Source organism: Mycoplana sp. BE70 (genome assembly GCF_031455855.1).
GTDB lineage: Bacteria > Pseudomonadota > Alphaproteobacteria > Rhizobiales > Rhizobiaceae > Mycoplana.
This window is the reverse complement of record NZ_JAVDTM010000005.1, coordinates 46,890-69,565: the sequence shown is the minus strand read 5'-3', so window position 1 is coordinate 69,565 and position 22,676 is coordinate 46,890. Positions and strand designations below refer to the sequence as shown.

Genomic DNA, 22,676 nt, shown 5'->3' with positions numbered 1-22,676 from the left:
AAGGCGGGAGGGGGCCGGCAACTTGCTCCCGCTCAACCCCGTTCCTGAAGGTAGATCGGCGCATAGATCTCGATAATCTGCAGCGCGGCGTTGCTCACGGGCGTTGCAAACACCCGCTCTGGATCGCTTGCGCTTTTTGCCTCCTGAGGAAAGAACTGCTCCCAGGGATCATCTCGCCAGTCCGAAATGTCCGCTTCCGCCACCTGCGGTTTGCCCGTCCGAACCGTGAGAATCCGGCCGATCAGTGCGCCGGTCGACGGAAACGCCGGTGCGGCGTTGGTCTCGAAGGGCTCGAGCGGGATCGCCTCCAAGGAATTGTCATAGCCATCCGGGGAATGGTACAGGCCGATAAAAATCTCATCGTCGTCACCCGAGACGCTGGCAATACCCGCCGTGACGAGGAGGAGATTGAACAAGCCCTGGTTTTCCATGCCAGGACCCCTTTCGGCCCTGAGACCGTTGGTCGATAGCCAACCGCCTCCCGCGTCCAAGAGAAGGTTTGTGGGTTTTTCCGGATCGATTCTCAGCGACAGGCTGTCGAGCGGCACCCTGCCAAGACGCCCAAGCACTTCCATATTCGGTAGAAACTGTGTCCAGCGTCCCTCTGTCGGCTCGGACACCTGCAGCGCGTGGCTGACCCGAATTGGTCCCACTACAGTATCGGTCGGCGAGACTTCGAGCGAAAGCGTCAGTTCCGCCTCGGACGTGTCTACCGCCGGATGTGGTGGTGCATCAAACCATCGGGTTTGCCAGGCGACGAACCAATGACCGTTGCGCTCGCGGACAAGCAGCAGGATATCGAACCAGGCAAACCGCTGGCTCGCGGCCGGATCGATGAGGGAGGTGTGACGAACCGCCAGGATGCGCAGGTCGAAACTGGTATCCTTCAGTGTAACCGCCTCGCTCGTTGCGCCGTCGATGACGAGCGTACAAGTGTCGCCATCCCACTCGATCCCGACCTCCAGCGAACATTGCGCCGTTTCATCGGCCGTGATTTCCAGTTGCGCCTCGATCCGGATGCTCGCCGTTGACGCATGCGGCGGAGCTGCAATTGCGTGCTGCGTGATCGACAGTTGACCAGATGTCGAGCGGGCCGGGACGGCGGAACTGCCCGCCCAATATCCGGTGATTCCTTCGGCCAGCACGATGCGGCGGAAAGCGAGCTTGCCCATCCACCACGCATCCGAATCCTCCATCGCAAAGTCGGGCGGGCGCACGACGAAGGAACTGTTGAGGAAGAGCCCGGTTGCCGTTCCGGTGTCGAACCCATGCCCGAGCGGGCCGCGGACTTCGACCGGCGCGACGGTCCGCAGTTCGCCGACGGTCGTGGGTGAACGCTTCTGGAGCGGCGTTTGATTTGACAACCCGTAGGTCCGCACCAGCGGATCAGGACCGATTTCCACCGCCCGCGCCGACACCGGTGCACTCGTTGCCGGCTCGAGCAGCTTGGAGCGATTGGCAACCTCGATGCCCGCCAGCATCCAATCGGCGAGCCCTGCGTGCTCGTACCAGGCGCCATCCGTGATGGCGAGCACGCCGGATACCGGCAAGGCTTCATCGCCCTCCTTCAATGCGCGTGTGAGCGGGAGGATTGCCTTGATGCTCGGCTTCGGAACGTCGGCGGGCGCGGCGGCAGGTCGCAGAATTCGGTACCAGGGGGTCGTCCAGAGCCCGCTGGAACTCTCCCGGTTCGCCGAGCGTGGCGCCAGTTGGATGCCGATTGCCGCATAGGCTGCTTCATAGCGCGACCTCGCGCTTGCCCGGAACCGCAGATACCGTGCGACTTCCATCCGCTGCGGCGAATTAAGGGCGATGCGCTGTGGCGCGGGCAAAGCCCTGCCACTTGCGTTGACGCTTTCGGCGATCGGGACGGCGACCGTGGCATCGCCGAGCGTTTCGTCCAGCCGCTCTGCAAATCCGGCAACATCCCAAAGGAACGGATACTTCGAAGCCGATGGCGGCGGTGCGCGTTTGGCTGGATTGGTATCGTACGGATCGGACGGATCGCCGTGCGGAAACGCATTGAAGCTCCGGGGCGCCTTGAACGGGAACGGGGGGAGGGGGCGACCCGTCCAGCTCCAGGCCTGCGTTCCCACGGTGACCGAGCCCACCGCATCCATTGCCACATTCGCGGTGCGAGTGAAGTCGAGCCGGACATCGCCGGCACGCTCGTCCGCGCCAGCAGGCATGTAACCGACGATCTGGCCGCCGATGGCAGCTGCGAGTTGCTGCGCCGACGGCAATTCCTGCGATGCCGCTTCCATCGCAATTTCATACAAGCTGAAAAGCCGGTAGGCGCCAGTGCCGTCGCTCGGCAAGTCCGTATCGTCGAGATTCCCGACCGAGGCTTCCCGTACGGAACGGTCGAAGCGGCGTATGCCAAGGGGCGGCACGGCATCGCTAAACCGCTCCTTCCGGACCGCGGCGAAAAGTTGCACCACCACCACGTCTCCCGCCGCGAGTGCGACGGTCCGGCGGCTCGGGTCGAAGGGCTCGTCTGCGGTTGGATCGATTTTGCAGAACAGCTTGATCGGCCCGCGATCGACGAAGGGATCGTCGGGATCCAGGCCGGGCCTCCACTGCCATCCCCATGGAATGAAAACCGGAGCGAGCGATTTTGCTGCGTCGTTTGGCAGCCCCCCCTTTCGCCGAACACGCCTGACCGAGATGGCCAAGGCATCGACTGCCGGATCCTGGAGGAGGAGGGAGCTGCCGAGTGCTTCGATCTGTCTCTTCAGTGTTTTCGCCGCCTCGCCTGACGCTTTTGAACGTCGTGCTTCACGGTCGTTCAGTTCGAGCGTCAGGTCGATTTGCCGATCACGTATCGCCTTGCGAAAGGCCCTCAGCTCCCCGCGATTCGGTTCGGACAGAAGCGGTTCCTCGAACGCAATCCAGCGATCAAAGTCCTCGAGCGAAGTGACCGGAGGGGCGATGCTGAGCGTCAGCCGGCTGCAGCGGTCATTGAGATGCCCGCCGTCCGCCGCCGACAGCAGAAGCGCGGTTTTCATCTTCAGCGGCCGTCTTTTATGGGAAATTAGGATCGGCAGCCACGGCTCGACCGCCTGTGGCGGAACAAGGATCTCCTCCGCTATCGGCCTGGTCTCTTTTCCCGGTACCATCGGATGATAGGCTGTCGCGTCGGGCAGGGGCTCTGCGGCGACATTCAAGGCGCCGATCCCGGTGCGCCTGAGATAGGTGAAGCGACGCAGGTACTCGCTGTCGGGCGGAAACAGTTCCGGAGTCAGTTTGTCCGGATCAAGCAGGGCGGGATAGTCCGACCGGCGGATCTCCTCTGGCAACGCCCCATGGTTGGTTGCACCGAACGGCGCAATCTCGAAGGTCGCGCCGTAGGACAGAAATGGCAGAAGTGTCTCCTCGGGCGGACTGTGCTGTTGCACCGGCTGCAACAGCCGTATGATCCGCGGGTCTGCCGGCTCCCCCTCTTGTGGATCGATGCTGGAGTCCGCCTGCCCGTCGCCGACGATCGGTCGGTTGTTGTAGAGGAGGCTGGCTTGCGGTGCGAGCCCGATGTAGCCGACGGGCAAGGTTCCCACCACGGTGCGGGGCGCGTCCACAAACTCGACTGGCGTTGTCTTCCCCGACAGTGTCGTTTCGGGATCGATCTCGGCAAACGATGCCGTGAGGCATCGCCAATTCTCCTGCGAATCGGTGCGCCGCATCAGGATTCCATAGCCCGCCAAGTCTTCATTGAAGTCGGGGCCCGCTGCCTCGCTGAGAACCATCCGATCGACCTGAATAGCCACAGGGTGGGCATCCGCGGTGAGCGGGCCGGTGAGCAGCGTGTCGCCGTCGGCATCCTGCTGCGGTTCGTCGAACCAGCTTCGAACGCTGCCGCCGATCACGCCATCGATCGCTTCGACGACGGTCGAGCGAGCAGTTGCCGGCAGTGCCCCCATCCTGCCGTGTCTGGACGCAAAGACCTGCTCAAGGTCCGTGGCGGTACCGATTGCCTCGCAGGCCGTTCCAAGCACATAGGCGCTGATCGTTTCGCGGATGCTGCCTTTCTCTGTCTCGGTTCCGCGCAGGACGTCGATGTCGCGGGTCCGGCCCGGCTTCATCTTTCGCCAGATCCCACCGTCTTCAGTCCATGGCAGGTCGAGATTGGCTTTCCGCAGGGTCCCGACCAGATCGAAGCTCTCGGCGAAAAGGCGCTCAAAGGCACCAGTGGCAGCGAAAAACCATGCGTCATAGTCACGGTGCCGACAGCCTTGCGCCACAATCCGATCTGGATTTCGGCCGCACTCATCGGCTCGACAGCAGCATCCAAGACGCGGCGCAGCCAGGTGGGATCGTAAGCACCGGCGGTAACATCTTCGCCGGCAATGGCGTCGGCGATCGCCTCCGCGAAGGCGGCGCCGGTTCTCGCAAGGCCGACGCGCGGCCCAACGACGGCGGCAAGGAGGTCGAACCACTCCAAAAGGCGGGCATCTGCGCCGGCTCCGCCCGGCCTGAAGGCGTCACGAAACGCCTTGTCATCCGCTTCAATGGCGGTCATCAGGTCATTTGCCTTCGTCTCATCCAGCGCCGTTCCCGCAGCGGCTTGCCTGATCAGTTCGACAATCGTGCGGTGCGCTGGCGAACCATTCGGACCTTCGATGGGCTTTTTGTTGGGTTTCACAATACAGCCCGGCCCGACGATATCGCGCAGCGCTGTCAGGAAGGTGTGGGTGAGGCAACGCGCACCCATCTTGCGATCGCCTGCCGAGATTGCAGCGCTCAATGGTGCGCCAGGCGTCTTCACGTCGTCATAGAGCGCATTCAGCAGAAGGCGCGGCAGGTCGAATCCTTCGCTTGCACGTCCTGCCAGCTGGGACAGCCAATCATCGAAACCAACGCCGTCGCGCGGATCATCGGCTTGCCTGGTGTGGTTCCGCCGCACCCAGTACGTGTTGAGGTCGATGAAGCTGGAGGCGCTGGTCGCGGGGGCCGTCAGATCGATCGCGCGACAGATGGCCTCGACCGGGTAGTTACCGAAACTCCCGATATAGGGGATCGTTGCGACCACGTGCAAACCCGTCTTCGTCCAAACGATCGGGGCAGACGCACTTAAATCCGGCTCCAGGATTATTGCTGAATTGCGCAGTTTCAGACGCGGTGCCGCGACCATCAGGGCGTGATCGCCGGTCGCGGGCTCGTCTACCCTCGTCAGTTCGCCGAAACGAGCAAGATTGAGGCGCCCGTGTGGAACCGGTGCTGGGACCGACGCGAGACCGGCCATGAAGGCTTCGTAGCGGAACGACCGGTCCTTTCCGGAGATTTCATCGATCCGTCGCGTTTCGTTGTTGTCGTTCAGCCCGGACAACACGAAGGGCTCAAGAAAAGCGAACTTGTTCGTTCGATCTGTTCCGATGAGGTCCTGCAACGCCGCGTGTCGCAACGCGGCGAGTACGGTGTCCTTCATCTCGAAATTCGGCTGGCTGGCGGCAGTGCCGTCGGGCAGGACGATTTCCTGCATCGCAATCCCGGCTGCAGAAACGGCGCTCGGCGTTATCGGCCCTGTTGGTTCGTTCGGATCGACCGAGGCCCAGAGCGGGACGAACTGCACGTTGCCGCCAATCCAGGGAAACAGGGGACCCGCGCGACCAGCAAGAATATCCAGATACGTGTTGAAGCCAGAATGCTGCGGCGCGGGGATATCTTTATTCGCAACTCTGGCGAAAAGCGCTTTTGCCGCCAATAGGACGTCCGCTTCCTTCTCGCCATCGCTCGGGCTCAACGCCGCGCCGGAAAGACGCATGCCCACAATCGGATTTCCAGAGCTGGGCGCCCGGACGATATCGCAAAGCAGCACGAATTTCATGGTTGTCCCCTCAGGCGAAACTGTCGAGATAGTGCGGCATGGCGGCCGTTTTTGCCTTCCCGGATGTCTTGCTCAGCTGATAGGTGACGCCCTGGCGAACCTTGATTTCGCAACACCAGCAGACCCGAAAGCTGACCTCGATCGTACCGCGTCCGACCGCCGTTCCATCGTCGCGGTAGACCAGTTCGAGAAGCAGCGAGAGCCCGATGTTGAACCGTCCGAGGATCACGATGCCGCCGCGCACGACAAAGATGACGGCGATGGAGAAACTCTTGCCACCGCCTCCGTCATTTTCGAACTCGGCATAGGCGCCGAACATGGCATAGACGAAGCCCCGGCAGGGACCAAAGGCGAAGTCGAGGCCGAGGCCAGCCGTGAGGCCGATCGATACCGCGCTCGAGAGTTTGCCGGAGGTTGGGAAATACTTCGCCCGGGTTTCGAGCCAACCGGCACCGACGAAGATCCAGACGCGTAGCACGAAGGGCTCGCTCTTGCGGCCAATCGCCAGCGCCGTCGACAGCGCAAAGTCGCCACGCTTGGCGCCGCTGTCGCTGCTGGTCTGCAACGCGAACGTGCTGGAGAAGCGCAGGCCGGTGGCGGAGAAGGCGCCGAAGGACAGGGGCGGAAGCGGCAGGTCGATCCTTGCGGCGATGCCGGCGGGCATGCCCTGCTCTTCCAGCATTTCGAGAAAGAAGCCAGAATCCGGGGCGCCATACGACTTGATCAGGTCGGATAGGAACCTGATGGACCTGTCCAGGCGCACGCGGGCCGGATTGATGTCGACGTCCAGCCCGTTGCCGTCCTCGAAGAAGACCCGGGTCTGCTCCAGTGTCACGAGTGGCCGGCCGCTGAAGGCCAGTTCCCAGTCGCCGACGATTTCCCCCCTGGCCGTCCGCCTCGTCACGCCATCGGGGTCGACCGCGAGGTTGGCGGACGCGTCAAAGCGGCCACCGACCATCGACAGCTTCAGCGGGCCGTACTCGAATATCTCGGATCGATCCGGAAAAGCCGAACTCGCCTCTGCTTTTGCCCAGGCGGAGAGACTCGCCTTGTCGAAACCCTGCGTGACCTTGACCCTGTCGTTCAGGGCGGCCGGCATGCGCAGGTTCTTGAAAAGGCCATCGAGCTTGAGGCCGCCGAGATCCGGAAACAGCTTGCCGAAATCGAAGTTCTCCATTCCCTTGGGGATCAGGCGCTCCAGGATTTCGTCGGTGGGAATGCGAATGCCGAGCGCCTTCAGGTCGTCGTCCAGCCTGTTCATCAGCGCCACCACCGGTGATGTCCGGATGGCGTCGCGCGCATCGTCAAAGAAATAGGCGATCCGCTCCCGGTTGAAGGTGAGATTCGGCAGGATCGGCGAGGCGCCCGCAGCGCGCACGAGTGCCAGCGTGTCGCTGGGGTTCTGGAACGTCGGGGCCTTCGACAGGCGCTTATAGCCCTCCTCCAGAACACGAATGTTATCGGCGACCGCGGGCGGAATTTGTTGCCGTAGGCCGCTGGCAATAGCATCGGCGCCGGTCTTCAGCTTCTCGGCGGCGTCCTGGATGGCGGCGGCGAGGTCGCCGCTGTAGCCCTTCAGCGTCGCAATGCCATCGTCAATCGCGACGACGAGTTCGTTCTCGAGATCGGTGATCGTGGTGGTGGCCGCCACATTCGCCTGGTTGATCTGGTCGCCGAGCGCCTTCTCGACATCGGCGACATTGTTGCCGACCTCGTCAAGCACGCCGCCGAGGATGGCTCTCAGGTCCCTGGCTGCGTCGTGGGCCTTGCCCCTGAACCCGTCGGCGTTCTTTTGCAGGCAATTGAGCTGGCTCAGAACTGCGGCCTTCAGCGTTGCGATCGTGTGCCCTGTCTTCAGGCATTCTTCGCGGATCAGGTCGATGCTGGTCGCGACAACCGCGTCGAGACCGTTCGTCAGTTGCCCGAGCGCCTTGTCCGCGTTTTCGCCGGTCTGATGACCCAGATCGACCAGATCTTGCAGATCGTTCGTGGCATCCTCGACCGCGGTAATCGTCGCGGCAATGGCGTTGCCGATCTCTTTCAGCGCATGCTGTGCGTCCATCATCTCTGTCTGGATCGCAGCAACCACCCGGTCGTGCTCCGACGTGACCTTCCTATGCAAACCAGTCGGGTAGGTATCGAGCGTCCTTGTTTTACCGGAAAACAGTGGCGCTGACTTGATCGAGCGCGGCAGCCTGCGGCGCGCAGTCGTACCGGCCGCATCGATCGTGGCAAGCGCCGCCGCATGATAGGTTTCATAGCCGACGATCAGCGACCGCACGTCGCCTCTGTCCGCGGCCTCTCTAAACTGCTTGCCCAGAGCTTTGGCCTTGTCGAAGAGCGATTGCCGCGCGGCCAGCATCTCCGCCTGGCGTCCAAAATGTTGGCCGGCCTGCTGGTCATGGAACTGATCGTGCGGCAACACGGTGCGTTCGTAGACGATCACGTGCTTGGCGATGTTCCAGAACACGCCGATGCGACCGATGCGCTCGATGGCATAGGTATGGGTGCGGCCGATGCTCGTGTCGGAAACGATCCGTGTCTTGCCGTTGGCGAAGAAGGCACGGACGAAACCCGAACCGCCAAGCGCGGAGAAGCCGGGAGTGATGATCTGTCCGCGCGTGCTGGTTGGTTTGCTGACGACCTCCTCGTAGATCGCGCTGGATTCAAATCCTCGGGTTGCGCCACCCCCAAAACCCATTGGCGGGTCGGTCGGCATCCATGGCTCTGTGTCCATGCCCGCTTCCAGTCCCAGACGCAGTTCGAATGCCACCTTCTCCTCGACCGACAGAGGGTCGTCACTGCCTTCACGATAAGGCTCGAAGTGCGCTAGCCTCGTTCCATAAACCTTGGCAAACGAGGCGGACACATCCCGGAACCGGTCATAGAGTTCCGCCTCGACAAGCGGCTGACGCGAGCTCTCATCCTCGGGGAGCGCTCGTGTCAGGCCATAGGGGCGCGCCGGCAATGGATCGCGAATGCCGCCAATGCGTGCGCCCTGTTCGGCGAGCCGTAATCCCGGCGCGCTCAGGCGTCCGCCGAGGCCATAGAGATACTCGAATCGGGCAGTCTTCAGGGCGGCGCCTGGCGCTCGATCGCCGGCAAAGCCCAGCACGCGGCGAAGGTTCCAAGGCGCCTCCGCATAACGCTGCCGGTAGTAGGATGACTGCAGTTCCAGACGTGCCACGGTGCCGAGCCTGTAGTCGATCGTCGTTTCAGCCCCGGTCGCCGAAATCGGTGTCCAGGGGCTGCCCTTCTCGAGAGCCTCCCCAGTTGCCTGCGGCGGAAAATACAGATCGAACCCTTCGGTGATCCCCGCGATTTCCCATTTTGCCCCGCCCGCTTCCGATAGCTCCCAGTTGGCGAACTCACCGTCGTTCGCCTGTGCCGCGGCACTGTCGGCGCCCAGCGGCGGCACATCGACCATGGCAACGGCGAACGGCTCGCAATCGACTACGATGGCCCTCTTGCGACGAGCGGTTTCCAAGGCCGGATCGGGCTGCTGGTCCTGGCCGGATTGCGGCTCCGGCACCCGGTGCAAGGTGAGGGTAAATTGTCGGTTCTTCTTCGAAGCCGTCATCTCCCTGCCGCGGAGAAAGAACGGCGTGGCCTGGGGTGTTTTCTTGCCGGCACCGTCGACGACCACCACCGACGTAGCGCGTGAAAGATTGCGTGCAATTCGCTTCTCCCGCACGACGCGGGAATGGTCAGGGTCGCTCCCCTCCACGTCCCGCCAGGCGAAGTCTTCGACGACAGCATCGAAGGCACGGCCGGAATCGGGAACGGGGTCCTGCGCTCCGGGGCGGACGTCGTGCAGATCGAAGCGCTCGATCTGCGTGCGAATCCGCGGCACCGCTTCGCCAGCGCGTGGCAGCCTGGCCCGGCCGTCTCGGCCCTTCACGTCGCCTGCGGCGGCATAGCGGGCCCGGCTTGGATCGAGCGAGTCGAAGGTGATTGCGTAGTGGAGGCGAAGCCCACCCGTCGTCGCGGTGGCGGCGCTTGGCACATCAAGGTCGAAGGCGCCGATCCGCACAAGGCCGCCGACGCCCGACGCGCCGTTCGCTCTCGCCTCGATCGTGACGTTGATCTCGGGCTTCGCCGATCCGATCGGCCACGCATCGAACCATTCATACGTGTCTTCGATGCTTTGCTTTTCGACGGTTACCTTGACACGGCGGACGACCTTCTCGCCCTTGTGGGTGATCAGGCCGGGGAAGACTGCGTCGGCGAAAAAGGTGGCGCTCTGCCGCACCGGACGGATCGCGGCAATGGCTATTTCGGCAATCTGATCGCCTTTTGAGACATCCGGCTGCACGATGTCATAAAGCGCCTCGAAGGCTGCGCTTCCAGCTGAAACCGGAGTGATATTCTTGAGCACCGGCACGAAGGACAGGTCGGCTGCGTCGTCAATGGTTCGCAACGCGGCGAGATAGGGCGGGGCGATCGCCTCGTTCCACAGCTTCACGAACAGCTGTGGCGGCAACGGGCGGATGCGCAAGTAGGAAAAATACGCCGCGACCGCCGTCGTCTCGCCCTTCGTTATGTCCGGCTGCTGGAAGACGTCCGGGACGAGGTCCAGATAGATATCTTCGTCCACACGAATAGGAATATCGAGCCAGTTGTCGGCCTCATCAAGAACGAGCGTTGCCGTACCCGGCACGTCGGCCTTTTCCCGCCCCACCCTGATACGGGCGCCGAACGCAAGAAAATCGCAGGCCTCCGTTTTCGGTTTCGCGCGCCGGATGCCGACCGGGCGGACCATCATCGAGCGAGGGTCGGGGAAGTTTGGGAAGTGCACTGGATCCTTTGCGATTCCGTCGATGTCGCTGACGACGACTCCCACCGGACTCCGCAGCAGCCGGGTCAACAGCGGAAAGTCCCGCCCCTTTATCGTGACCGGCGCACTCGTCGCGAAGAGGCGGCGCTCGAACTCGTACAGGTCGGACGGGTTCGAGAGTGCGTGGAGCGTTACCCCGGGTACCGATTTGCTGGGGCCGGGTGCGCCGTGAGCGTGCGCTGGTCCAGATTTCAGGTTCAGCTTCAGGGAACCATCCTTGGCGAACATCTTGACGGCAAGCATGTTCATCTGGAAAGTTGCGAAGACCTCTGAGGAACGATCAAGACCATCAGCACCATCAGCGTAGTGCGCCAATGGAAATGGGAGGCCTATACGCAACTCCGGCGCTCCTCCCTTCGGGTAGAAGAAACGGCCGGGTCGGGCCCGAAGGCTCAGCCGCAGCCTCTCTTCGCTGCCGTCATACAATTCGATATAGTTGAACGACAGTTTCGTGATTGTCTTCGACAGCACGATGTTGTTTTCGGCGTCCTGACCCACCTCGAGTGCAAGGGTCTTTTTGCCCTTGCTGATGGTGTAGAGTCGCATTGCGAGCTTGATCGCGTCTGCCATCGTGCCCCCCTGCCTGGCCGTCAATGTCCGTCGCCGGGACGCGCTTGTCAGCGCCGTCGGCCCGATCACCCGACTGGCTCTTCCTTCATCTCAGATTGTCGCTTCACCTTTCGGCATAGAAGCAGGCGTTAGATGCGGCTCCACTGAAACGGCTCGTCGCCGAAAGCGCCGCCGAAGCCGCGCAGCAGAATTTCTCCATCACCGCTGGCAATCCCTGACAGGACATTTTTCAGCAGAACTGCCTTCGTGTCGCTGCTGTCATACAGTCTGATGTTCGCGGATCCGCCCGGGGTGCCGAGAGTCCAGTTCTCCCATAGGCCCGCGTCCGCTCGAAGGGATACACCGTCGGTCTTCCTCCAGGTTCCCTTGGGTGTCCCTTCTGTCAGGGACAGATAAACGGTCATTCTGGAACGAACGAGCTTCATGGTGAATGTAGTCAAAGTTGCCTCCATGATTTCCAGGAAGGACTGACAACAGACTGGGCCTTTTCCGCCTGTGTTACTTGCCGCATATGCGGCGTAGTTCAGACTACCATGAATTCTTTAAAATGCAATCAAAGCGGATAAATACAACTAAAAGCAATTTATAGTTGTCGCCAAAGGCGGGAGACGCTGAACAGCTAAGACCTTTATCATGGCGAAATGCCTGGAAGATCAGGCAAACGCAAACGGCGAACGATGGCGGCCATCCAATTGCATTTCTCATGTCAATTGCCTGCGAACCCGGCTCGACCTTAGGTTCGAGAATGGTATCATTGCCGTAAAACAGCGACTTGCACGCGCGTCTGCGTGCCGATCACAAGGAAGGTAAGGCCTATGGCGGTAGAAAAGGTGGCTCTTGTAACGGCGGGCGGCAGTGGCATGGGTGCTGCGACCGCCCGGCGCCTTGCGACCGATGGGTTCCGCGTTGCGATCCTATCCTCTTCGGGCAAGGGCGAAGCGCTCGCAAAGGAACTGAACGGCGTGGGAGTTACAGGCTCCAACCAGTCGAACGACGATCTGAAGCGCTTGGTCGATCTGGCGATGCAGGCCTGGGGGCGGATAGACGTCCTGGTCAACAGCGCCGGTCACGGGCCGCGCGCGCCCATCATCGAGATCACCGACGAGGACTGGCACAAGGGGCTCGACGTCTACCTCATGAACGTCGTCCGCGCCACGCGCCTCGTGACACCGATCATGCAGGCCCAGAAGGGCGGCGCGATCATCAACATTTCCACCGCCTGGGCCTTTGAGCCTGCGGCGATGTTTCCCACCTCGGCCGTCTTCCGGGCCGGGCTTGCCTCCTACAGCAAGATCTTCGCCGACACCTATGCTGCCGAAAACATTCGTATGAACAACGTGCTGCCGGGTTGGATCGACAGCCTGCCGGCAACCGAAGAGCGCCGCGCCGGCGTTCCCATGCAGCGCTATGGCCGCAGCGACGAGATCGCCGCCACCGTCGCATTCCTGGCCTCGGAAGGCGCCGGCTACATCACCGGACAGAACATTCGGGTCGACGGCGGGTTGACACGTTCGGTCTAAGGTCGGAGTCCCCGGCGGGACCTGCAACGCCTTCCTCGGGTTGGCCCCCAGGAGGGCGTTGTCGATCAAGATTGAGTCGGTTCGTGCCTTCCCTCTGTCGTGTGGCAGAAGGCAGACGGTGCCAGGCAGCTTCAGCGCCTCGGCAGCACGAAACCCAGTTGCAGGCAGTTCAGCGTTCATGATGATCCCTGTCGCAGTGCTTGAACGCGGCGCGGCTGGTGGGTAGTTTCCGCGCGAATGATTGTATGTCCTTGGGGGTCCCCTTGAATTCTGCTGTTGTGCGCGTCCTGATTTCTCTTTTGCTTTCAATGCCTGCGGTTGCACGCGCGGAATGGCAGGCGGTCGAACAAGTCCGAACCTACGCCATCAACGGAACCACCGGCATGGAACTCTACCACTCGATCGGCGAGCGGGGGCCGGAGGTCAGAGGCAGTCGGGCCATCGCGTTCACCGATTTCAAGCTGACCTGGTCACGCAAGTATGAACCGAGGAACGGCGGCTGCGTGCTCGCCTCCGCGCGTCCCAACCTAGTCATCACCTACATGCTGCCGAAACCCGCCAAGAAGCTGCCGACGCCGGTCCGCGCCAAATGGGAGACGTTCTTTGCAGGAGTTGAGGCCCATGAACGCGTGCACGGCGACTTCATCAAGGACATGGTGCGCCAAATCGAGGAAGTTTCTGTTGGCTTGGCCGTGGCCGACGATCCGGATTGCAGAAAGATCAGGAAGGAACTCACGCGGCGGCTCGGCCCAATCTCGCAAGCGAAAGGCAAGCGCGACAGCGACTTTGACCGTGCCGAACTGAAGAGCGGAGGCAACGTCCGCCAGTTGGTCGTCGACCTCGTGAACGACGGGCTCGGACCTCTGTAACCACAAAGCGCGTGCGTCCACCCGCTCTCTGGCGGCCGACCTGTGCCCGGTCTCCCGACTCGTCCTGAATACCGATTCCGATTTTTAAAGCAATGAGGTAGCATTGAGCCCGCCTCCTGCCGGAGGCCTCGCGGAATCCGCTGTCACGGGGAGGACATGATGGCCAAGCATGCTCCGCGCGAAAGCGTCCAGTTTGCCGACTATCCCGCCTATCAGGGAGGGCCGTTCTTCGAGCTGCAGGAATGGATGGGGCTTCTGAAAAAGGATGCCCTCAACGCACCCCGACGCGCGCTGATCTACATCGCCATAGCCTGGCTCGTCCCCTTGATCCTTGCCTTGCCCGACAGCCTGCGCCTTCAGCCCTTTGGCGAAACCTACCTCACCGATGTGAGCCTGTGGGGGCGGTTTGTGCTGGCAATCGGCGCACTTGTGCTTGCGGAGCAGCAGGTGGAGGACCGTCTGCGGGTGAAGCTGCGCCATTTCGCGGCTGCGCCGTTGATCGCCCCAGAAGCAATGCCGGCTGCGGCCACAGCCGTAAGCGATGCACTTCGGCTGCGCAGTTCGCGTCTTGCCGAAACCGTCTGCCTTGCGCTTGGATATCTCGCAGCGCTCTCGGCAGTCACGCATCATCTGGAGGGGGGCGGACTTCCATGGGCGGGGACTGCCGGCCACGTTACGCTCGCCGGCTGGTGGGCGCTGCTCGTAAGTCTCCCGCTCTTCTGGTTCCTATTGCTGCGCGGATTCTGGCGGCATTACGTCTGGTCGCGATTGTTGCGCGCAATCGCTTCGCTCGAACTGCGCCTGGTGGCAAACCATCCCGACGGCAAAGGTGGCCTTGCCTTTCTGGCAGACTATCCGAATGCCTATCGGACGTTCATGTTCGGTCTCAGTTGTGCCATAGCAGCCGCCTTCGCCAAGCACATCGCGGCAGAAGCACTTTCGATAAGGACGCTGACCACGATCATGGGGGGCTGGCTCGCGCTGGTGCTCGGTTTCTTTGCCTATCCGCTTTCGGCCTTCAGGGCGCCATTGCAGCGGCTGCGCGAGGCGACAATGCTGGTAGCGGCGACCCAGGCCACGCAACGCCTGCGCCAGGACGAGCGCAAGACGCTGTCGCGCAACATTGTCGCAGATAGCACGGAGGAACCTGCGGCCGACACTGAGATACCCGATCCGGGCAAGCTCTATGAAAGCGCCCGGAAGCTATCTCCGGGGCTCCTGTCCCGCGGCGCCATACTGCCGCTTTCGGCCATGACGCTGTTGCCGTTTGCCATTGTCGGCATCACCCAGATCCCTTTCGACGACGTGCTTTCGCTCGTCAAGAAACTGCTACTTTTGTGAACCCCGGCCGAACCGGCTGTGGTCCAGCCCGAAGCGCACGAAAATTTCACAAACCCCCATGCGCCGTCGGCTCAAGTGCCTGATTTTGAAAATTTAATAACACGCGCCCGGCCGATTTGGCGCCTTGTCCGGCAGGCTTCAGGGGCCTCGTTGGAAAGGGGCTGTTAACCTTTATTTTCTATTCCGGGGGCAGGGGTTTCATGCCTTCCGGTAGTTCCAGCGTTGCAGGTTTCCATGCGTCCTTCCCGTACAAATTTGTCCACCGCTCAAGACGTCTCCGCGACCCATAGCGTTAGCGCGAGCCAAGCCTTGCCAGAAACCGAAGTGACGCTCCCCGGCATGACCGTCACCGGAGAAGTGAAGGCCGGCGCAGATTTGCCAGCCTGGCAGAGCGCGTTCATTCTCGGGCCGAATGTCCGTTTCACGCGAACGCCGGAAAGTGCATATGCGCGCAAGCCTGGCCCGGCGATCGAGCCGACAAAGCCGGAAGAGGCTGTCGATGCCGCCGTCGACGAACTCGCGGTCGCGCAGGAAGTCACTCCTGCGCCGGTGCCGAATGTGGCTTCCGAAAACCTGGACAGCACGGTCATGCGCAAGATCGAAAGTGGGCATGTGCGCGCGCCGTCGACCGAGCCGCGCAGTGCGCTGCCGGAGGCCACCGCTGCGCAGAGCGTCGAAGGCGACAACGGCGCCTTGGCGCTCTACCTGCGCCTCAAGCGCGAGATGACCGAGGCCAGTCGCGAAGTGCGGCAGGCTGCTCCCCAGGGGCCGCATCCGGCCGCTCGCGAAGCGGCGCCGACAGACCCGCTCGCGGCGAAATCCAGCGCCGCCGCCGCCGTCGAGGTCCCGCCGGCTGGGGCATTCGGACTCTGCATTTCAGACTACGCCCTCTGGGAAATCATGAGCCCGGGTGTCGACCTCGCAAACCTCGCGCCGGCCGATCGCGTGACGCTGCCCCAATTCAGTGCAAGCCCTGAATCGCCCGCGTCACTCTACCGCGAGGTGGTGCTCAGGAACCTCAAGAGAGATGCCGCTGCACCGATCGATGCTGTACCAGCCACGCGGGCGACGCGGGCCGATGCGGTCCAGGCCGAACCTGCCAGCACGATGCCACGGTCGATTGCCCCCGGCGTCGTGGCCGCAGCGCGTCCGTCCGCGAGTGTCGCAAGCCATACGGTGCGGCCAAATCCCCTCGCAAACGCGACGGCGGCGAAGGCGCCCGCCCCACAGGCTTTGGCGTCAGCGGTCGCCTCGCGCGCCTCCGTCCCGCCGGGCTCCCGTCTGCACACGGAGGCGGCGCCCGAGGCAGCTGCTGCAGTCACGCAGATCGAGGTTGCCGCAAGTTATGCGTCATACTCGACGCTGCCGTCATTGGCGGCCTTCCAGGCTTCGACCATCAACGTGACGGCGACGGCCGGTGTGTGGCAAATGCCCCCGGTGCTGTCCGCCTTCGCGGCCTTGCCGGACGAAGTCCCGGCGGCCGTTCCTGCTGTTGAAGAGGTCGTGCCTGCGGCGGCTGAACACGGCAACGCGGTCACGCCGGCTGCTGCGGCTCCGGTTGCCAGGCCGGCGCTCACGCCCTCCCGTTCGCTCGCCCGCTCCGGCCTGTTCTTTGCGGTCGACAGCAATCCCGACTATGAATTCCCGCCCGTCGACCTCTTGCAGCAGCCGGCAGGCGAGCAGGCGCACACCATGACGCAGGAAGCGCTGGAGCAGAGCGCCGGCCTGCTCGAAAGCATCCTCGAGGACTTCGGCGTCAAGGGCGAGATCATCGACGTGCGGCCAGGTCCGGTCGTCACCCTCTACGAATTCGAGCCGGCACCCGGCGTCAAGTCCTCGCGCGTCATTGGCCTGTCCGACGATATCGCCCGCTCCATGTCGGCGCTCTCGGCGCGCGTTGCCGTCGTCCCCGGCCGCAATGTCATCGGCATCGAACTTCCGAACGCCGTGCGCGAAACCGTCTATTTCCGTGAACTGATCGAGTGCGAGAGCTACTGGGAGACGAAGTTCAAGCTTGCGGTGTGCCTCGGCAAGACGATCGGCGGCGAGCCGGTTATCGCCGAACTCGCCAAGATGCCGCATCTGCTCGTCGCCGGCACCACAGGTTCGGGCAAGTCGGTGGCGATCAACACGATGATCCTGTCCTTGCTCTACCGGCTGCGGCCGGAGGAATGCCGGCTGATCATGGTCGACCCGAAGATGCTCGAGCTTTCCGTCTATGACGGCATCCCGCACCTTCTGACCCCCGTCGTTACCGATCCGAAGAAGGCCGTGATGGCGCTGAAATGGGCCGTGCGCGAGATGGAGGACCGCTATCGCAAGATGTCGCGCCTCGGCGTGCGAAACATCGACGGCTTCAATGCCCGCGCCGCCACCGCTCGCGCCAATGGTGAAACGGTGATGTGCGACGTGCCGAAGGGGTTCGACCGTTCAACCGGCGAGCCGACCTACGAGCAGGAGGAAATGGACCTCACGCCGATGCCCTACATCGTCGTCATCGTCGATGAGATGGCCGACCTGATGATGGTCGCCGGCAAGGAGATCGAAGGCGCGATCCAGCGGCTGGCGCAGATGGCACGCGCCGCCGGCATCCACCTGATCATGGCGACGCAGCGTCCGTCGGTCGACGTCATCACCGGCACGATCAAGGCCAACTTCCCGACCCGCATCTCCTTCCAGGTCACGTCGAAGATCGACAGCCGCACGATTCTTGGAGAGCAGGGCGCGGAGCATCTGCTGGGGCAGGGCGACATGCTGCACATGATCGGCGGCGGACGCATCGCCCGCGTGCACGGCCCGTTCGTCTCTGACGCCGAGGTCGAGGCCGTCGTCGCCCATCTGAAGACGCAGGGACGGCCGGAATATCTCGGCACCGTCACCGAGGACGCAGACGAGGAGGAAGCAGCCGAGCCGGAAGACACTGCGGTGTTCGACAAATCGGCGATGGGCGAAGAGGACGGCAACGACCTCTATGACAAGGCCGTCAAGGTCGTGCTGCGCGACCGCAAGTGCTCGACCTCCTATATCCAGCGCCGCCTCTCGATCGGCTATAATCGCGCCGCCTCGCTGGTCGAACGGATGGAGCGCGACGGCTTGGTCGGCGCGGCGAACCATGTGGGCAAGCGCGAAATCCTGAACGGCAACCGCGACAGCGTGCCGTCCATGGAGATTGCAGATGACGAGGATTGAGGGGCTTGCCACGGCTTGATCCGTGGTAGTCCACCGCGCCGATCGCCATAGGGGCAGTCAAGGCGTGACGCGAACTGAATGGGCATCCGCCGCCTCGGTGTCGAAGCGGCGGACAATGTCAATCATGCATCCGGGCGATGCACCGTCTTGACCTCAAGGAAGTCCTCGAGCCCGAACATGCCGCCTTCGCGGCCGTTGCCCGACTGCTTGAAGCCGCCGAAGGGGCTGCCGTAGCGGTGCGGCCCGCCATTGATGTGGACCATGCCGGCGCGAAGGCGCGCGGCGACACGCTCGGCGCGATGCGGATCGCCTGTCTGGACATAGGCGGCAAGGCCATAGTTCGTATCGTTGGCGATCGCGATCGCTTCCTCTTCGGTATCGAAGGGGATGATTGCCAGGACCGGACCGAACACCTCTTCACGCGCGATGCGCATGTTGTTGTTGACGTCGGCGAAGATCGTCGGCTTGACGAAGTAGCCGGTCTCGAAGCCTTGCGGCTTGCCCGGGCCGCCAACCAGCACGCGCGCGCCCTCGGCAACACCCGCCTCGATCAGCGCCTGAACGCGGCCGAACTGGATGTGCGAGACGAGCGGCCCGATGTGGCCGCCTTCGTTCTCCGGATTGCCGACCGTGGCGGCCTTGCCTGCTTTCTCCGCGATCGCGACGGCCTTGTCGTAGACCGAACGCTGCACCAGCATCCGGGTCGGCGCATCACAGGACTGGCCGGAGTTGTTGAAGCACTCGGCCACGCTGCCGGCGACGCGATCCTCCAGGTCGGCATCCTCGAAGACTAGGTTCGGCGATTTGCCGCCGAGTTCGAGCGTCACGCGCTTGACGGTCTCGGCCGCATCCTTGCTGACGGCAATGCCGGCGCGGGTGGAGCCGGTAAACGACATCATGTCGATGTCCTTGTGCTTGGAGAGGGCCGCGCCGCATTCGATGCCGTCGCCGTTGACCAGGTTGAAGGTACCGGCCGGGAACCCGGCTTCATGGACCATCTCGGCGTAGAGGAGGGCGTTCAGCGGCGTGAATTCGGAGGGCTTAAGAACGCAGGTGCAGCCGGTCGCAAGGGCCGGCACGACCTTCAGCGCGATCTGGTTGATCGGCCAGTTCCAGGGCGTGATCAGGCCGCAGACACCGATCGGCTCGCGTCGAACGACGTCGCCGTTCGGAAGCACGTCACGGCTCTTCAGGCGCTTCAGAGCATCGATGAAGCCCTGCAGGTGACCGACGCCGACGTCCGCCTGCTGCTCGGTGCTCATGGTGATCGGCGCGCCGAGTTCGAGCGTGATCGTGCGGGCCATCTCGTCGTAACGGCGCTTGTAGATCGAAAGCAGCTTCTCCAGAAGCGCGATGCGCTCGTCCACACTCGTCTGGCTGTAGGTGGCGAATGCCTTTTTGGCCGCGGCAACAGCGCGATCGATATCGGCGGCCGTGCCCATCGAAATCCAGGCGATCGGCTTCTCCGTCGCCGGATTGATGACCTCAAGATCGTTGGCCTTCAGCGGATCGACCCACTTGCCGTCGATGTAGAACTTGCGCTTGTCGAGCATGTTTTCCTCCCGTCGCATTTTTTCCGAATTTCGCCCCACCGAGCCGGTTGGCGAGTCCGCGCGACTGTCGACTCCTCCGCGACAAAGAGCAATAGCTCGACGGAAATTAATTTGATCACATTATTCAAAGTGTGATGGGTTTTCGATCAGTCCTTGTCAGATCCGGCGTAGAAGTTCCGCACATCGGCGGTGAATTTCTGCCGCTCGTCGGGCTCGGTGTAGAACATGTGGCCGCCGCGATAGACCTGAAGGTCCGCTCGTCCGGAGGTGAGCGAAGGCGGCAGGTGATCGATGACATAGCGGCTGGCGCCGTAAGGGGTCAGCGTGTCACTGTAGCCGTGCGCCACCAGGAGCCGAAACGACGGCACCACCGACAAGAGGTCGCGTAGATCCCGCACGGCGCTGACGTCCGAACGCGTGCCATCCCAGTCCCAGCGCCGGTTCACGTCCTTGTTGAGGAGGCGATAGGACAACTCGGTGGAAAAGCGCAGTTCGTCATGGGCGTAGCTCGCGAAGGCCGCGCCATAGGCCCGTGTATACCCGTCCAGAATCGGGTCCGCCCCGCGGTCGTCCGCCGTTTCCGGGTAGGGGTCGTCCATCAGGACGGCGGCATCATAGGGACTCACGAATTTGCCCTCGGCTGCGGCGAGGTTCTTCGTGTAGATGTCACCGACAAAGCCCCTGGCCCGGGCGACGGCCTCCTGCTTGATGCCGGTCATTTGCGCAATGCGTGCGTAGAGGCGGTCGCCGGTCTCTCCCATGGGGGCTGGACCGGCAAGGGAGACGAGATAGTCGCCCATCGCGAATTTTTCCGCCTCGGCTACCGCCTGTTCACTGAAGGTAGCCTTGCGTTCCAGTTCCGCCGCGACCAACGACGGAAATTGCACCGCCGCACCCAACGGATCGTCGGATGAACCCAGGACAAGCCGGCCATCGATGAGCGGCGAGACCATGACGATTCCCGAGACGACGATCCCTTGTTCGTCCTTCAGCGCGGTTGCCACCTTCACCGCGCGAAGTCCGCCATAGCTTTCGCCAAGCAGGTATTTCGGCGAACCGACGCGGCCGTTTCGCTGAATATAGAGCGCTATCGCCTTTGCCAGGCTCTGGGCGTCCTGCCGCACGCCGCAATAGGCAGATTCCGCATCCTTTCCGGCCGCGCGGCTCCACCCCGTGCCTACCGGATCGATCAGAACGAGGTCCGTGAAAGCGAGCCAGCTGTCGGGGTTGTCGACAAGCCGCGGCTGCGTGCCGTTTCGATTGCGCGCATCGAATTCGACGATTCGCGGACCGACCAGCCCGAGATGCAGGTAGGCGGAGGCCGCACCGGGGCCACCGTTGAAAGCGAAGGTGATCGGACGATCTACAGAAGCACCTTCCGCCACGTAGGCGGTGTAGAAGACCTTGGCGTTGGTCTTGCCGTCCTGATCGCGCAGATCGAGCGTGCCCGCGGTGGCGGTATAGGCGAGCTCACCACTGGGGAGCTTCAAGACGTGCCGGGTGACGGCATCGGCGGGCAAAAGGCTCAGGATGCCGCCATTCTGCTCCTGGTTCTGGTCCTCGCCCCGATCCTGCGCGGGCAAGGATGAGGGAACGGCAAAGAAAAGCAGGGCAACGACGGCCAACAGGGATTTAAAACGCAAAGCCGGGCTCCTTTCGCTCGTCTCCCTTTCGGTACCAGTCTAGGGACGGCGCCGGCCTATCGAAATTCAACACTAATTGATCGCAGCGCGACCGGCGAAACGAAATCGGGCAGAGGCCGTGGCGAATCTGGAAATGCGCCGCTATTTCATCTCCATCGCGCCCTGTACCCATTGCTGGAAGCGGTAGACCTCGAATTCCTGCGGCATCAGGGTGCCGCGCTCGAATTTCTCGCTCTTCAACCCGCGCTGGTTCATCTCGCAGGCGTCGCCGTCCTGGCGCATGACCAGGCTGGCAAAGTTCACCACGTTTTCCAGGTTGAATCCCGGCGCCGCAAGCGTCTCGGGCAGGAAGAGCCATTCAGCCTTCAGTTCCGTCCGTTCCGGTCCGAGCGGGCGCAGCGAGACGACCCGGACATAATCGACGTGAGCCACGATGAACATCGTCGGCACCAGGGTGACGAACGTCTGCCCGGCGTCGCGCTGGGCGTCGGTGAGGCCTCCAAATTCCGGACCGCAAGGCTTGCCGTCCATGGTCCAGCTTTTCGCGCCCGCCTTCAGAACCGGATTGTGCCGATCGGTCTCGGGTCGCCAGTCCGGAGCCTCGTTCGGCGCCATGTAGCCCTTGGAGTAGATCGGCACCATCTCCGACAATTCAGGATGGATGCCCGGGCAGTGCAGGCACTCATTGTAATTCTCCCAGAAGATCTTCCAGTTGCAGGCAATTTCCTTGATCCAGGTGTGGCCGGTGACGAGGTTCCGCATCGGCCAGTTGTCGAGCGCGTCCGGGCCGAGATCGGGAGCCGCTGCGAAATCCGGCGGGTCGTCGGCAAGACAGACGAAGAGAAAGCCGCTCCATTCGCGGACATGCACCCGGAAGAGGCCGTGATCCTCTTTTCTGAAGTCGGACGTGGCGGACACGAAGGGCGTGCGCACCAGCTCGCCCGACAAACTGTAGCTCCATTGATGATAGGGGCAGGCAATGAGCTTCGACTTCAGGCTCTTTTCGTCGGAAGGACAAAGCTCGGCGCCGCGGTGGCGGCAGGTGTTGTGGAAGGCGGTGACGTTGCCGTCGCGGTCCTTGACGAGAATGAGGTTCTGCCCGCCGACGGCGAGCCGCCGCATGGTCATCGGCAGCAGGTCGTTGTCCCGCCCGACGTAGATCCAGTGCCGGCGCCAGATCGCCTTCTCTTCGGCTGCGTACCAGCCCGGATCGAAATAGGCGCGTGCGGGAAGAGAGGGCGGGCAGCGATCAAGGAGAGGGGACTCCGGCGGCAGCCCACTGATTTCGTTCATCGTTTACCTCCCCAACAGACATGTCATGGCGAACAAGCTG

At 62.8% G+C, this 22,676-nt stretch carries 11 protein-coding genes; 4 read left to right on the top strand and 7 right to left on the bottom strand.

What is annotated here, in order from left to right; genetic code table 11:
• Positions 1 to 32: 32 nt before the first annotated feature.
• From J2Y48_RS10710 to J2Y48_RS10695, 4 genes are all read right to left on the bottom strand, one after another.
• Positions 33 to 4,079, bottom strand: coding sequence for a hypothetical protein (locus tag J2Y48_RS10710; RefSeq protein WP_310416981.1), 4,047 nt, complete (start codon positions 4,077 to 4,079; stop codon positions 33 to 35).
• Positions 4,076 to 5,821: a hypothetical protein gene (locus J2Y48_RS10705; RefSeq protein ID WP_310416978.1), complete on the bottom strand. Its 1,746-nt coding sequence runs from the start codon at positions 5,819 to 5,821 to the stop codon at positions 4,076 to 4,078. The genes J2Y48_RS10710 and J2Y48_RS10705 overlap by 4 nt, the downstream gene beginning before the upstream one ends.
• A gap of 10 nt (positions 5,822 to 5,831) precedes the next feature.
• Complete coding sequence (locus tag J2Y48_RS10700) at positions 5,832 to 11,228, bottom strand: hypothetical protein (RefSeq protein ID WP_310416976.1); 5,397 nt, start codon at positions 11,226 to 11,228, stop codon at positions 5,832 to 5,834.
• Between the two features lie 128 nt (positions 11,229 to 11,356).
• Positions 11,357 to 11,668 carry a hypothetical protein gene (locus J2Y48_RS10695; RefSeq protein ID WP_310416973.1) on the bottom strand — a complete coding sequence of 104 codons (312 nt, stop codon included), beginning with the start codon at positions 11,666 to 11,668 and terminating at the stop codon, positions 11,357 to 11,359.
• Positions 11,669 to 12,043: 375 nt separating this feature from the next.
• Between J2Y48_RS10695 and J2Y48_RS10690 the strand changes: the two genes are divergently transcribed.
• From J2Y48_RS10690 to J2Y48_RS10675, 4 genes are all read left to right on the top strand, one after another.
• Positions 12,044 to 12,748, top strand: a complete 705-nt coding sequence (locus tag J2Y48_RS10690; protein ID WP_310416971.1) for an SDR family oxidoreductase — start codon at positions 12,044 to 12,046, stop codon at positions 12,746 to 12,748.
• A 245-nt stretch (positions 12,749 to 12,993) separates the two neighbouring features.
• Entirely contained in the window at positions 12,994 to 13,617 is a 624-nt protein-coding gene (locus tag J2Y48_RS10685) for a DUF922 domain-containing protein (protein WP_310417765.1), read from the top strand.
• Between the two features lie 159 nt (positions 13,618 to 13,776).
• A complete protein-coding gene (locus J2Y48_RS10680) occupies positions 13,777 to 14,958 on the top strand; it encodes a hypothetical protein (RefSeq protein ID WP_310416969.1) in 1,182 nt (393 codons plus the stop codon).
• Between the two features lie 309 nt (positions 14,959 to 15,267).
• Positions 15,268 to 18,147 carry a DNA translocase FtsK gene (locus tag J2Y48_RS10675; protein ID WP_405030204.1) on the top strand — a complete coding sequence of 960 codons (2,880 nt, stop codon included), beginning with the start codon at positions 15,268 to 15,270 and terminating at the stop codon, positions 18,145 to 18,147.
• 122 nt (positions 18,148 to 18,269) lie between these two features.
• On the opposite strand, the gene J2Y48_RS10670 is transcribed toward J2Y48_RS10675, so the two are convergent.
• The 3 genes from J2Y48_RS10670 to J2Y48_RS10660 form a co-directional block, all read right to left on the bottom strand.
• On the bottom strand, positions 18,270 to 19,700 hold the full coding sequence (locus J2Y48_RS10670) for an aldehyde dehydrogenase family protein (RefSeq protein ID WP_310416966.1): 1,431 nt from the start codon (positions 19,698 to 19,700) through the stop codon (positions 18,270 to 18,272).
• Positions 19,701 to 19,846: 146 nt separating this feature from the next.
• On the bottom strand, positions 19,847 to 21,343 hold the full coding sequence (locus tag J2Y48_RS10665) for a S10 family serine carboxypeptidase-like protein (protein ID WP_310416962.1): 1,497 nt from the start codon (positions 21,341 to 21,343) through the stop codon (positions 19,847 to 19,849).
• A gap of 141 nt (positions 21,344 to 21,484) precedes the next feature.
• Positions 21,485 to 22,636: an aromatic ring-hydroxylating dioxygenase subunit alpha gene (locus tag J2Y48_RS10660; RefSeq protein ID WP_310416959.1), complete on the bottom strand. Its 1,152-nt coding sequence runs from the start codon at positions 22,634 to 22,636 to the stop codon at positions 21,485 to 21,487.
• Positions 22,637 to 22,676 lie beyond the last annotated feature (40 nt).

What these genes read in the sequence shown, in the direction of transcription:
- J2Y48_RS10700 (WP_310416976.1), bottom strand. Translation starts at nt 11,228, where the DNA reads ATGGCAGACGCGATCAAGCTCGCAATGCGACTCTACACCATCAGCAAG.
- J2Y48_RS10710 (WP_310416981.1), bottom strand. Translation starts at nt 4,079, where the DNA reads ATGAAGCCGGGCCGGACCCGCGACATCGACGTCCTGCGCGGAACCGAG.
- J2Y48_RS10685 (WP_310417765.1), top strand. Translation starts at nt 12,994, where the DNA reads ATGTCCTTGGGGGTCCCCTTGAATTCTGCTGTTGTGCGCGTCCTGATT.
- J2Y48_RS10690 (WP_310416971.1), top strand. Translation starts at nt 12,044, where the DNA reads ATGGCGGTAGAAAAGGTGGCTCTTGTAACGGCGGGCGGCAGTGGCATG.
- J2Y48_RS10680 (WP_310416969.1), top strand. Translation starts at nt 13,777, where the DNA reads ATGGCCAAGCATGCTCCGCGCGAAAGCGTCCAGTTTGCCGACTATCCC.
- J2Y48_RS10705 (WP_310416978.1), bottom strand. Translation starts at nt 5,821, where the DNA reads ATGAAATTCGTGCTGCTTTGCGATATCGTCCGGGCGCCCAGCTCTGGA.
- J2Y48_RS10670 (WP_310416966.1), bottom strand. Translation starts at nt 19,700, where the DNA reads ATGCTCGACAAGCGCAAGTTCTACATCGACGGCAAGTGGGTCGATCCG.
- J2Y48_RS10660 (WP_310416959.1), bottom strand. Translation starts at nt 22,636, where the DNA reads ATGAACGAAATCAGTGGGCTGCCGCCGGAGTCCCCTCTCCTTGATCGC.